Here is a 662-nt window from a genome sequence, read left to right as displayed (position 1 = left end):
TCGCGCGCTTCCGTGCCGATCACCGACTGAAGATCGCGCACCAGCTCGGGATAGGGATGCGGGCCTGCCGCCGTGCCGATCAGGTAATAGGTGTCTTCGACATTGGTCACCCAGTCGCGCAGCGCCTCGTTCATGGCGTCTTTCAGCGTGCCATGCCCTGAAGAGACCGGCTTCACCTCGGCGCCCAGAAGATGCATGCGGAAGACGTTCGGCTTCTGCCGCTCCACATCGGTCGCCCCCATATAGACCACGCAGGGCAGGCCGAAGCGGGCCGACACGGTGGCCGAGGCCACGCCATGCTGACCGGCCCCGGTCTCGGCGATGATGCGGGTCTTGCCCATGCGCTTGGCGAGCAGGATCTGGCCGAGGCAATTGTTGATCTTGTGCGAACCGGTGTGGTTCAAATCCTCGCGCTTGAAATAGATCTTCGCGCCGCCCAGATGCTCGGTCAGGCGTTCTGCGAAATAGAGCGGCGAGGGACGGCCCGTATAGTGACGGCCGAGATATTCGAGCTCGGCCCGAAACGCCGGATCGTCCTTGGCCTCGTTCCAGTGTTTCTCCAGATCGAGGATCAGCGGCATCAGCGTTTCGGCAACGAACCGGCCGCCGAAAATGCCGAACATGCCGTCATCATCCGGGCCAATCCGGAAGGAATTGGGTTC

The 662-nt window shown here is 62.5% G+C and carries 1 protein-coding gene; it reads right to left on the bottom strand.

Going from position 1 to position 662, the window contains the following annotated elements; genetic code table 11:
* Window positions 1-662: pyridoxal-phosphate dependent enzyme (locus tag NDI72_RS21935; protein WP_283801802.1), on the bottom strand; the 662-nt coding region annotated here is incomplete at both ends.

The organism is Nitratireductor sp. GZWM139 (assembly GCF_030068685.1).
Classification (GTDB): domain Bacteria; phylum Pseudomonadota; class Alphaproteobacteria; order Rhizobiales; family Rhizobiaceae; genus Nitratireductor; species Nitratireductor aquimarinus.
Note: the sequence above shows the minus strand (reverse complement) of the source record. Positions and strands in the feature narration are given on the sequence as shown.